Source organism: Belliella filtrata (assembly GCF_022549775.1).
GTDB lineage: Bacteria > Bacteroidota > Bacteroidia > Cytophagales > Cyclobacteriaceae > Belliella > Belliella filtrata.
Genome location: NZ_JAKZGP010000053.1, coordinates 1 through 12,180 on the forward strand (window position 1 = coordinate 1; position 12,180 = coordinate 12,180).

Sequence of the window (12,180 nt, forward strand, 5' to 3'; positions counted from 1 at the left end):
CGCCAGCTTCCTTCAGATTCCATCTCACAATGGACACCCTTGCTATTGGCTAGTGGTTGGCGATTACAAACCCCCACAGTGGACTTTCACCACCTAGTTAGTTACCATGCACGGCACACATAAAAAAGCAGAGGAATCTCCTCTGCTCTTTATATGAAAACTAAACCAACTATTATTTAACTACCACAATTAGAACAAAAATACTATAAAAAAATAATTTTCAAAATAATTAATAAAAAAGGTGTATGAAGACCTATTTTTTGTTGCTGACTTTATACAAAATCCCTAGCGCAAGTGCCTGTGAATACTGAATCCCTGGATCCATATCCAAATCATATACATTGATACTGGTAAATGTCACATCTACAAATCTCGTAATCTTAGCAATCAGCATCACATCTAATCTATGGTCAATCGTCCTAAATGCCAAAGTCTCATAATTTGCAAACATTTGATACCTTGTTTTGATCGCAAGATTATCTGTAATATCCTTATCATAAGTAGCAAAAAGTTGTAAGGCTAGCCACTCCGTCCTTACTGTTTGACCGATCGGAACTCCATAATTATTTGGTACATTGGCACTGACATTTGGGTCAGTCACAAAAGTCAAGCGCGGAGAAAATGGAGCAATCCTAAGTGCAAATTCATCATTTGGCTTATACTCCATACCTATTGCACTGGTAAGAAATGCTGGTGAAAGAAATCCTGATATTAATGTGCTTTGATCTGCTGGCCCGAATTCAAAACCATCACTAAACTGTGTCAAAAAGTTCAAAGAAGTAAAATAAGACCAATTCCCACCAGTCTTATATCCGACTTTTGAATCTAGAAAGATTCGATCATTTGACTTTCTAAATTGTTGTCCTTCGTTCTTTACAATTCCATAAATCAACTCACCTTGATTGTCCCATGACCATTTGCCTTTGGCATAATTGGCTTTACCTGCTATTAATGTTCCAAATGCCACAGAGTTCACTCCTCCTGCTTTCCAATTCCCGCTAAATGCAGCTTGATTAAAATTAAGACCTGCACTAAACTCTGACTGCCAATAGGTCGTATCTTTAACCAGCTCATTGGCCAAAGAATCCAAAGATTGTGCATGTGAATGGCACACCAGTGTAAGGGCGATCAAATACGTAAATAAATGTTTCATCGAAATAAGTTAAAGTTTAAATAAGTGCCAAAATGCGAAATTACCAATATCGCAAGAGAATAAACATTTTCGGTTCAAAATTGAGGATTTTATATGCTTATTCAAAGATTAAAATCGTTTTATCTAAAAATTACTGACATGATTAATAAAAAAATCCTAATCTTATTTCTTTTTTCCAGCACACTTTTCTCATGTAGTTCAATTGAGTTATTTAAAGAAAAGGTCGAGCAAAAGCCTTATAAAGAAAATAAAACTTATGTGATTGTCAACAAAGAAGTAGCGATTCATGGTTTTGAAGATGTCTTGGTTAATGAGAAAATTATCAATCAAATTGAAAAAAACATGAATGGCTTAGGCCTTACCTATGACAAGGATAAGCCAGATGTAGTAATTAGGTTCAGCTCAAATGAAGATCCTAGACAAAAAGATGTTTATCAAAATCAATTCCCCATGTGGGGTATGCGGGTGTGGGATCCGTGGATGTATGACCCAAGATTTATGAATCGAGGAAACATGATGTCTACCAAAGATTATGAATTAATTCAACTGATCATTGATTTCATCGACCCTGCGCAGGACAAAATGCTCATGACCATAACTGCTGTATCGGAGGCTTCATCACAAAAAACTAAAGAAAAAAAGCTCATTAAATCAGTAGATAAAATTATGGGTGCCTATGATATACATATGAGAACCTACTAATTTCAAATTAATGTGGTTTAGGTAAGCCGAGAGACGCTGCTAGGTCTCAAGCATTAGAGAAAAGCAAATGTTTCTCGTACATGGGCTATTTAACTAAGAACTTGGCAGATCTAAACTAAATGACATTGATTCTTAAATATTAAATATGCTTTACCGCTATCAACTTAGATAGAAATGCTAAAATGTTGATAAACTAACGATTAAAAAACACATTAATAGTTATCAGGCTGAATAATGTATTGTGAAACCACTCAAAACTCAACCACAAATCTTAGTATTAAGCTATTAATAACAATTTCCAAAATTTCTTAAAATAAAATTTGTTTAGAAAAATAAAACATTTATTTTTGCATGTATATTAATGTATTTTAAAACAAATTTTCTGCACTTCAATGTTAAAAATCGTTTTAATTGATGATGATCCAATAAGCACATTTGTCACTGAAAAGTTGATATCAAAATACATTAAAGAACCATGTAGATTTTTTAAGTTTGAAAATGCGACTGATGCACTTCAAGATATTGGAGAAATTCATCCAAATTATTTGTTTTTGGACATTAACATGCCTGAAATGACTGGCTGGGATTTTCTCGAAGAGTTCTCTCCAGCTGATTATCAGCCAGAAATTTACATTTTGAGTAGCTCTGTAGATGAAAGAGATATCAATAAAGCGAATAACTACAGTTTAGTAAAGAAATACCTCTCAAAGCCACTAATAAATAAATACATTAAGACTATTTTTAATTGAGAAAAAAAATCAATGCTTAGCTAAATTGGTTACCAGCTAGTTTATCAGTAAGGTTACTTAAATCCTATTTTTAAAACATTAAACAAAAACACCAGTTTAATGCAGACAAAGAATATAATTTTAGTGAATTGAAAATCAAGTACAATTATTGTGTTGAAAAAAATATTGGAGGGTAACTATTGAAGTAAATAAAAATTTTCCAGTATTTAGCATAGTGTAATCCAATGCATATATTTGAAACTTAATCAACAGCATATTATGGACGATTTTGAAGATGAATTTGATGAATTTGAAGACTTCGAGGATGATGATGAATTTGCCGAAGAGTTTCAAGATGAAGTTTATGATCTCGATGAAGATACAGAATTGATTGATGATGGTATCTTAGATTTCGATGATGAAGAGCTTGACGGACTTGACGACGATTTCGATGACTTTGATGATGATGACTTCGACGACGAAATTGACTAACTGAAAAAAATCAAAGCGGGATTGGCTTAAATCTCGCTTTTTTTTATTCCAACTTTGATGGCTTAAATCTGTGTATTATCTTGCAAGCAAATTTATTAAGACAACTGATCAAATCAATATACCATGTTATTAGAAATATTCAACGCACCAATAGCTTCAGGAGCTCAAACTTTTCTCATTATCGTATGCATCTTGATAGGTCTAGGTGCTGGCATTACAGCGATTGATGTAAGAAGCACGCTATTCAAAAAATCGAGTAAAGAAGACAATCACTGATACTAAGCTGCTAATCTGGATTTATACCTTGGATCAATATTTATCCATTAAAATAAATTTAGAATTGCTTAAAAAAAGAGGCTCAAAATTGAGCCTCTTTTTTTAATGAACATTTCCCATTAATTTTTTTATTGGTTTACTGATTAAGAAAAGTAGCAGTGCTGCACCTAATGCTATTGCTACAATTTTCAAATATTGACTTGGCATAGCTTGAATTGCTTCTTCTGTACCTCCACTTACTTCTCCTGCAATTTTCCCTGCAATCAAATTCCCCAAAGCAACAGAAATAAACCACATACCCATCATCTGTCCTTGATACTTTTTTGGAGCAAGCTTGGTAGTCAAACTCAATCCCACCGGACTTAAACTCAACTCTCCGAAAGTATGTAACATATATGTAAATACTAACCAAGTTGGTGCGGCAAGATCACCTGAAGCTGCAATTTTAGCAGCGAAGTACATCACCAAAAACCCCAAACCTAAAAGCAGTAGTCCAAAAGTAAACTTCAATGGTGAACTCGGCTCAAGATTTCTCCTACCCAACCATACCCACATGGCACCAAAAACGGGTGCAAAAATTATGATAAACATGGAATTAATTGATTGAAAATATCCTGTTGGAATCTCCCAGTTCAAGAAAGACCTATCTGTGAATCGCTCTGCAAATAAATTCAAAGTAGAACCAGCCTGCTCAAATCCTGACCAAAACAAAGCAGAAAATATGATAACAAAAACCAATGCAAAAGTCTTCTTTTTCTCATCTGCATTGAGTCCTCCAAACATGAATATAAATGCGAAATAAACTAGTGTAACAATCCCAATGATGTTATAAGCCCAATTTGAAATCTGAATGGCGTCAATACTGATGATTCCTAAAAAAAACAAACTAATCAAAAAGGCAAAAGCTATTGTGGCCAAAGTTGTATACTTTACCAATACTGATCTAGATTTAACCTCTTCTGGTGTAACTACAGGCAAAGGCTCACCTTTTCCTTCTAAATAATGACCTGTAAGTTTATACTGAAAAAGTCCAATAAGCATACCTAGACCCGCAAGGCCAAATCCTAAATGCCAATTGTAAACTGCTAAAGTCGAGCAGGCTATTGGCGCTATAAATGCCCCAATATTTATTCCCATATAAAATATAGAAAAACCAGCATCTCTCTTACTACTTCCATCAGGATACAATTGACCAACTATCGAGCTAATATTCGGCTTAAGAAGACCTGTCCCAACCACTATTAAAACCAATCCTAAAAAAAACGAATTTATATCTAAAGAACTCAATTCAGTAGCCTTTTCTACAGCATGATCTCCCATCAACTCCATCAATCCAGGAAGTGCCATGGTAAAATGGCCAACCGTAATGATGATACCTCCATACCACACAGACTTCTTCAATCCAAACACCCTATCTGCAACCCAACCACCTGGTAATGCCAAAAGATAAACCCCCATGGTATAAAGCCCATAAATTGCACCACTCGTACGATCATCAAACCCCATTCCTCCACTAAGTACTGGTGTAGTCATGAATAAAATCAACAAGGCCCTCATACCATAATAACTGAACCTCTCCCACATTTCTGTGAAAAAGAGTGTCATAAGCCCCTTGGGATGACCAAATACAGTAGGGCCATCCAACAAGTCTTGTCCGACCGATTTCATTGCGTCATTAGGCAGTTTTTCCAATGCTTTTAATATTTTAAGTTGAAATTTACTTTTTATAGCTACAATGATAAGTGTTTTTTTTGAATTATAACTTTCTCTTCCAGGTTCACCATCCCATTATTCAATAGTGTTTATTTAGATTACTGTCCAAGTAAACTCAAAAGCTAACCGTAATAACTAAAGCTTGTAGAGCTTTAAGAAAACTCTTGAAAAACTCAGACATTAAGTGTCTATAATACAGTTGACATTCACTTTTCGAAAAGTATTAAATAGAACCCCGTAATCGATTGCATCGTAAAAAAAAGCACTTTTTTTGAAAAATAACAAAACAATAATACATATCTTTGACCTCTGAAATAACCCAAATAAAACATCATGACAATGCAAGAACTAGAGCTCAAATCAGCTGGTAAAAGCTTAACGGGGCTAGGAATCCATCACAATTCCAAAATAAATTGGAACTTAAGTCCTGCCGAACTGGTAGAGCACGCTCTTTCTAACCAAGAAGCTGTTCTCACAGATACTGGTGCGCTTATGGCTGACACTGGTAAATTCACTGGAAGATCTCCCAAAGACAGGTTTATCGTCAAAGATAAATCTACTGAAAATACTGTCTGGTGGGGTGATGTCAATATCCCAATGGAAGAAGAGAAGTTTGATGCATTGCATCTCAAAATGCTTGAATTTATCGCTGACAAGAAACTCTATGTTAGAGAAGCCTATGCTGGTTCAGATCCAAAGTATAGGCTGAACCTAACTATTATTAACACCTTGGCATGGCAAAATCTATTCTGCTACAACATGTTCTTGAGGCCTGATAAAAATGAATTAGAAAATTTTGAATCTGACTTCACTATCATTTGTGTTCCCGAATTTGAAGCAGACCCATTGATAGACGGAACAAGACAAAAGAACTTTGCAATCTTAAACTTGAGCAAAAGAATCATTCTCATCGGTGGAACAGGCTATGCCGGAGAAATGAAAAAAGGAATATTTTCCGTATTGAACTATATACTACCCCACAAGCATGGAGTCCTTTCTATGCACTGCTCTGCAAATGTTGGAAATGAAGGAGACACAGCAATATTCTTTGGCCTTTCAGGCACTGGAAAGACAACCTTGTCCGCTGACCCAAACAGGGGTTTAATCGGAGATGATGAGCACGGATGGACTGAAGATACTATTTTTAATTTTGAAGGTGGGTGCTATGCTAAAGTAATAGATCTTAGCAGAGAAAAGGAGCCTGAAATTTGGGATGCTATAAAATTTGGATCAATAGTTGAGAACACTAGGTTTTTCCAAGGAACAAGAACCGTAGATTACACCAACTGTGAAGTAACGGAAAACACAAGAACAGCATACCCTATTCATCATATCGGAAATGCTGTAATTCCTTCTTTAGCTAATATTCCAAAAAACATTTTCTTTCTAACTGCTGATGCCTTTGGGGTCATCCCTCCTATCTCAAAATTGAATAAGAGCCAAGCCATGTACCATTTTATATCTGGTTACACAGCTAAAGTAGCAGGTACAGAGGTAGGTATCACTGAGCCAAGCACGACTTTCTCAGCTTGCTTTGGTGCAGCCTTCCTCCCTCTTCACCCTACAAAATATGCCGAGCTTTTTGGTCAGAAAATGGAAAAACACCAAGTCAACGTCTGGCTTATTAATACGGGTTGGACTGGAGGCCCTTATGGCGTAGGAAGCAGGATGAAACTTAAATATACCAGAGCCATGATTTCTGCCGCACTTGAAGGTCATTTGGATAATGTGAGCTTCAGAAAGCATAGTGTTTTTGGTGTCTCCATACCTGAAACTTGCCCAAATGTTCCAGACGAGGTTTTAAGCCCAAGAGCAACTTGGGAAGATAAAAGTGCGTACGATATCAAAGCTAGAGAACTTGGAGCTGCATTTATCGCTAACTTCGAGAAGTATAAGGATTTTGCTACTGAGGACATCCTAGCTGGATCTCCAAACCTATAAACGATTGACCCTATTTCATATAAACCCAAGTAAAAGGAGTGCCATAGCGCTCCTTTTTATATTTGAATCTACCCAAATTCTCTGAAGATTTACTATTTTTGTCCAAACCTTTATAAAAATATGAAAACAGCTGAAATACATACCGTCAAAGGCGTAATGAAAGTGGAGTTCTATGAAAAAGACACTCCAAAAACAGTAGAAAACTTTACAACATTGGCAAAGAAGGGCTTTTACGACGGATTAACGTTTCATAGAGTTATCCCAGATTTCGTAATCCAAGGAGGATGTCCAAATGGCACTGGCACTGGAGGCCCTGGTTACAAAATAGATTGTGAATTGACTGGAGACAAACAATACCACGACAGAGGAGTACTTTCCATGGCTCATGCTGGAAGAAATACCGGTGGTTCACAATTCTTTATCTGCCACAGCAGAAACAATACTAGTCACCTAGACAGAAATCATACTTGCTTTGGTAAAGTAGTAGAAGGTTTAGATGTGATCGACGACATCAGGCCTGGTGATGTGATAGAAAAAATCATTATCAACGAAAATTGATTAAAGAAAAGACTTGAGCTACCTCAAGTCTTTTTTTTGGAAGACTTTTTTGTAACCAATAAACTCAGCACAATCTGGAATTTATTATCACCCTGTCTAAAAGCTTAATAATTCTTGAAAATATGCATTACTATGATATCGGCTCTTTAATTCAAAGGTAATGAAAATTGAATTGTACTAGATTTCTTTGCTCTCTAAAATACAGCTCCAGGCTGTAAGCCTTATTTAAGTTAACCCTAGGCATCGCCTTGAACAGGTTCGTACCACCTTAGGACCTACGCCCTGAAAGTGCAGTATACATCTACTTCATTATTTTATTGATTTTAGTATAGCATACCTCTCTCTCTCCCATGCCCTGCCCTCTACAGGGAAGTGGTCAACTGTGATTTTTGGGACTATTAGGTAAACGCTATCAACCAAAAAGTGCCCCCGCTATGGTTGCAGTCATCATACAAGCTAAGGTTGCCGCTAGAAGTGCCTGCATTCCAAGTTTTGAAAGGTTCCCCTGTTGGTTTGGAGCAATGCTGCCTATGCCTCCGACTTGGATCGCAATAGAGCTGAAATTTGAAAAACCACAAAGTGCATAAGTAGCTATCACAATTGACTTCGGAGACAAGTTGTCAGCAGCTTTCAAATCTGCCAAAGAAAGGTATGCTACAAACTCATTGATAACGGTTTTTTGACCAAGAAGCGAACCTACTGCTAAGGTATCACTCCACTCTACTCCTATCACCCATGCAAAAAGCCTAAAAATTTGACCTAAAATATACTCTAACGAGAACCCACTAAACTGACCGTCTGTGCTTGAAACTACGAATGCATTAAGTCCTGTCCAATCACCAATAAGCCCAGAAAGCAGAAAATTCAATGCAGCTATCACAGCTATAAAAGCAAGCAACATACCTCCAACATTTAGCGCAAGTTTTAGCCCTTCAGATGCTCCTATTGACATCGCATCGATAAGGTTTACCCCCATATTCTCTTGGTTGACTTCCAACTTATCATTGATATTTTCTTTATTATCTTCAGGGATCATGATTTTGGACATTACAATTGCAGCTGGTGCATTCATGATACTTGCTCCCAAAAGGTATGCAGCAAACCTACTTTGCTCCTCCAAACTATCACCACCAAGAAATGCTACATAACCAGCCAAAACTCCACCGGCAATAGTAGCCATCCCACCTGTCATCAAGCACATAAGTTCTGATTTGGACATCGTAGGTATAAAGGGCCTAACCAACAAGGGTGCTTCAGTCTGACCCAAGAATATATTGCCTGCAGCAGAAAGTGATTCAGCACCTGAAAGTCTCATGGTGCGGGACATGATCCAAGCAATCACAAAAACAACCTTTTGCAAAATGCCCAAATAGTACAATCCAGCAGATACTGTAGAGAAAAAAATGATTGTAGGTAAAACTTGAAAAGCGAATATAAATCCAAAGGAATTGGTGGCTAAATCACCAAATATAAAGGTGGCACCAGCTTCAGAAAAGCTCAAAAACTTCACAAACCCCCTACTCACTGTAGCAAAAATTTGAGCCACAATCTCAACTTTGGTAATCAAATACCCAAAAACAGCTTGCAAAACTACTCCAATACCTACTAATCTCCAGTCGATTTTCTTTTTATTGGCCGAAAAAATAAATGCAACTAAAAGCAATACTGCGATTCCAATAAGTCCTCTAAAATAATCCATTCAAGCAAATTAGGATAGGTTAACTAAATATTTTCATTTTATCCGTTAAATATAAATGATTTCACCCAAAAAATTACGATTTCATTGCATTGACTCCAAAATCTATAAATGAAAAGACCCAACTTTAAGCTGGGTCTTTTCATTTATTTTACCAAAACTATTGTTAAATCAATTTCTTTTATTGATTTCATCTCTTATCCTAGCTGCCTTCTCGTAATCTTCATTACTAATAGCCAAGTCTAACATTTGATTGAGCTTTTCCAAGCTAAAATCTTTCAAGCTATCTTTTGGCTTTTTTGCAGAAGGTGCTGCTTTTTTAGATTTACTGGCCTTTTCAGGTTCCAGACCATCTCCTTCATTCACTTCTATGGCTGCTTCAGACATTACTTTGGATGTGCAGTAGATTGGGGCATCGAACCTTACCGCTATTGCAATAGCATCTGAAGGTCTTGCATCAATCTCGATCTCCCTTACCCCACTTTTGCATACTATTTTTGCAAAAAACACACCTTCTTGCATATCAGATATCAAAATCTGATCTACAGAAAATCCAAATCCATTTGCAAAAGATTTGAATAAATCATGCGTCATGGGTCTATTGGGAATGATTTTCTCTATCTCTATAGCTATCGCTTGAGCTTCAAACATCCCAATAACAATGGGAAGCCTCCTCCTGCCCTCTACTTCTCCCAATACCAATGTAAATGACCCCGATTGGGAATGGTTTGATGTTAGCCCAAGAATTTCTAATTCAATAGTATTATCCACAGTTCCTATATTACAGCCTTAATTGCCTCAGTTAGTTTGGGTAATACCTCAAATGCATCTCCAACAATCCCGTAGTCTGCCGCTTTGAAAAATGGCGCCTCAGGGTCTTTATTGATAACTACAATATACTTTGAGGAATTTACGCCTGCAAGATGTTGAATAGCTCCCGAAATTCCAACTGCTATGTACAAAGTTGGTGCAACTTTTACTCCTGTTTGCCCAACATGTTCATGGTGAGGTCTCCACCCTATATCTGAAACTGGCTTAGAACAACCTGTCGCCGCTCCCAAGACTTTAGCAAGATCTTCGATCATCCCCCAGTTCTCTGGACCTTTGAGACCTCTACCTCCAGACACTACAATATCAGCTTCAGGAAGCAATACCTCGCCAGTTGCCTGATCTGTAGAGATTATAGTAGTTGCAAAATTTGCTTGATCTATTTCCAACGATACCACTTCAACTGAAGCTGAAGCACCATCTGTTTTCAGATCGATTGCATTCTTTTTGATTGCTAAAATTTTGTGCTCCGTATCTACTGTAGTCAAGGCGAATGCTTTACCTGTATAAATGCTTCTTTTGACTTGATATCCTGAAGAAAGGTCTGGGAGTTCCACCACATTGGACACCAATCCAGCCTGTAGTCTAATAGCCAGACGAGCTGCTACTGCACTTCCCAATGAAGATGTTGCTAAAACTAGTGTCTTAGCTCCGACCTTCTCATAAATTTGAGCAACAGCGTCAGCATGAGCTTGGATCACACCAGCATCTAGCTTGCTATCCTTGACATACAATACCTTTGAAGCACCAGCTTCACCAGCTTTAGCAAGTTGATCTTCTGCGATTGTTCCTAGACCTACGGCCACTACATCACCACCCCCTGTTTGCTGGGAAAGTGCGTGAGCAAATGATACCGCTTCCAAACTAGTTTTTTTGATTGCACCTTCAGCGTGCTCTATATATACTAAAATTGACATGTTATCTATTTTTTTAGGGTTATTGAAAATTAAAGAACCTTGGCGTCATTTTTCAATAACTTCACCAATTCTTCTACATTATCCTTATCTACCAACTTCACCGATCCTTTCGCAGGCGGAAGTTTGAACGCTACAACAGAAGTGGCTGACTGATTCTGACTTGGTTCTACTACATTCAATGGTTTGGTCCTTGCGGACATGATCCCTCTCATATTTGGGATTTTCCACTCAGCGATAGGTTCCTGACACCCAGCTATCAATGGCAATTTGGCTTCCAAATACTCTTTTCCTCCTTCGATCTCTCTTGCCATTTTAACTGTTTCACCTTCGATATCTAGCTTCATCACAGGAGATACCGACGGCATACCGAGTAGTTGACCTACCATTCCATGTACCATCCCACCATTGAAATCTATAGATTCTCTTCCCATGAGGATAAGGTCATAGTTATTTTCCTTTGCTATGGCAGCTATTTCGCTTGCAACGAAAAGTGAATCTTTTGGAAATGCATTGACACGAATTGCATCATCTGCTCCTATCGCCAATGCCTTTCTCAAAGTAGGCTCTGTATCAGCTTCTCCCACATTCAGAACTGTAAGACTTGCTCCTAGTTGTTCCTTCAATTCTACCGCTCTTGCCAATGCATAATCATCATAAGGACCAATAATAAACTGAACCCCACTCTTATCAAACTTGGTATTGTTATCAGTAAACTGAATCTTGGATGTGGTATCCGGTACGTGTGTAATACAAACAAGAATTTTCATTATGTATATTTAGGTTATTTATTTATTTTAAATTGCGTGAATTTAGTCATTCAGGCTTTAATTAAAAAAAGAAATCATGAGCAATTTGTCCCGAATCAGTCTTCTCAAAACCTTCATCGATCAAGAACCTAACAATCCCTTTAACTGGTATGCGCTGGCACTTGAACACAGAGAGCAACAACCTGAAGAAGCCGCAAAACATTTTGATCATCTTCTAGAAAATCATCCAGATTATCTTCCAACTTATTACCATGCAGCTCAATTATTTGCTGATCTTGCACAGGTTGAAAAATCACAGTTGATTTATCAAAAGGGGATCACCGTAGCCAAATCACAAAATGACAACCATGCCCTAAGGGAACTACAAAACAGCTATCAAAACTTCCTGATTAACAACGATTTGTTTTAA

13 protein-coding genes are annotated in these 12,180 nt (G+C 37.3%); 7 read left to right on the top strand and 6 right to left on the bottom strand.

The annotated features are described in order from the left end of the window. Positions 1-253: 253 nt before the first annotated feature. Positions 254-1,153 carry a DUF3078 domain-containing protein gene (locus MM239_RS16345; RefSeq protein ID WP_241349328.1) on the bottom strand — a complete coding sequence of 300 codons (900 nt, stop codon included), beginning with the start codon at positions 1,151-1,153 and terminating at the stop codon, positions 254-256. A gap of 138 nt (positions 1,154-1,291) precedes the next feature. Between MM239_RS16345 and MM239_RS16350 the strand changes: the two genes are divergently transcribed. The 4 genes from MM239_RS16350 to MM239_RS16365 all read left to right on the top strand — a co-directional run bounded on the left by MM239_RS16350 (position 1,292) and on the right by MM239_RS16365 (position 3,351). Then, the gene (locus MM239_RS16350; protein WP_241349329.1) at positions 1,292-1,855 is read left to right on the top strand and encodes a DUF4136 domain-containing protein; all 564 of its coding nucleotides are present in this window, start codon (positions 1,292-1,294) and stop codon (positions 1,853-1,855) included. 392 nt (positions 1,856-2,247) lie between these two features. Continuing rightward, positions 2,248-2,604 (top strand): response regulator, encoded by a 357-nt coding sequence (locus MM239_RS16355; RefSeq protein ID WP_241349330.1) that lies wholly within the window; start codon positions 2,248-2,250, stop codon positions 2,602-2,604. Between the two features lie 258 nt (positions 2,605-2,862). Further along, positions 2,863-3,075 (top strand): hypothetical protein, encoded by a 213-nt coding sequence (locus MM239_RS16360; protein ID WP_241349331.1) that lies wholly within the window; start codon positions 2,863-2,865, stop codon positions 3,073-3,075. A 123-nt stretch (positions 3,076-3,198) separates the two neighbouring features. Further along, entirely contained in the window at positions 3,199-3,351 is a 153-nt protein-coding gene (locus MM239_RS16365) for a hypothetical protein (protein ID WP_241349332.1), read from the top strand. Positions 3,352-3,453: 102 nt separating this feature from the next. Here MM239_RS16365 and MM239_RS16370 read toward each other — a convergent pair whose 3' ends face one another. Then, positions 3,454-5,019: a peptide MFS transporter gene (locus tag MM239_RS16370; RefSeq protein ID WP_241349360.1), complete on the bottom strand. Its 1,566-nt coding sequence runs from the start codon at positions 5,017-5,019 to the stop codon at positions 3,454-3,456. Positions 5,020-5,403: 384 nt separating this feature from the next. Here MM239_RS16370 and pckA point away from each other — a divergent pair, with 384 nt between their 5' ends. Together pckA and MM239_RS16380 are read left to right on the top strand one after the other, a co-directional pair. After that, positions 5,404-7,005, top strand: a complete 1,602-nt coding sequence (pckA, locus tag MM239_RS16375) for a phosphoenolpyruvate carboxykinase (ATP) (protein WP_241349333.1) — start codon at positions 5,404-5,406, stop codon at positions 7,003-7,005. A 120-nt stretch (positions 7,006-7,125) separates the two neighbouring features. Then, positions 7,126-7,563: a peptidylprolyl isomerase gene (locus MM239_RS16380; protein WP_241349334.1), complete on the top strand. Its 438-nt coding sequence runs from the start codon at positions 7,126-7,128 to the stop codon at positions 7,561-7,563. A gap of 412 nt (positions 7,564-7,975) precedes the next feature. Here MM239_RS16380 and MM239_RS16385 read toward each other — a convergent pair whose 3' ends face one another. The 4 genes from MM239_RS16385 to MM239_RS16400 all read right to left on the bottom strand — a co-directional run bounded on the left by MM239_RS16385 (position 7,976) and on the right by MM239_RS16400 (position 11,771). Further along, positions 7,976-9,262 (bottom strand): NupC/NupG family nucleoside CNT transporter, encoded by a 1,287-nt coding sequence (locus MM239_RS16385; RefSeq protein WP_241349335.1) that lies wholly within the window; start codon positions 9,260-9,262, stop codon positions 7,976-7,978. Positions 9,263-9,430: 168 nt separating this feature from the next. Then, positions 9,431-10,030: a bifunctional nuclease domain-containing protein gene (locus MM239_RS16390; RefSeq protein WP_241349336.1), complete on the bottom strand. Its 600-nt coding sequence runs from the start codon at positions 10,028-10,030 to the stop codon at positions 9,431-9,433. Between the two features lie 5 nt (positions 10,031-10,035). Beyond that, a complete protein-coding gene (locus MM239_RS16395; protein ID WP_241349337.1) occupies positions 10,036-11,004 on the bottom strand; it encodes an electron transfer flavoprotein subunit alpha/FixB family protein in 969 nt (322 codons plus the stop codon). A gap of 29 nt (positions 11,005-11,033) precedes the next feature. Continuing rightward, on the bottom strand, positions 11,034-11,771 hold the full coding sequence (locus MM239_RS16400) for an electron transfer flavoprotein subunit beta/FixA family protein (protein WP_241349338.1): 738 nt from the start codon (positions 11,769-11,771) through the stop codon (positions 11,034-11,036). A 76-nt stretch (positions 11,772-11,847) separates the two neighbouring features. Between MM239_RS16400 and MM239_RS16405 the strand changes: the two genes are divergently transcribed. Beyond that, positions 11,848-12,180: a tetratricopeptide repeat protein gene (locus MM239_RS16405; protein WP_241349339.1), complete on the top strand. Its 333-nt coding sequence runs from the start codon at positions 11,848-11,850 to the stop codon at positions 12,178-12,180.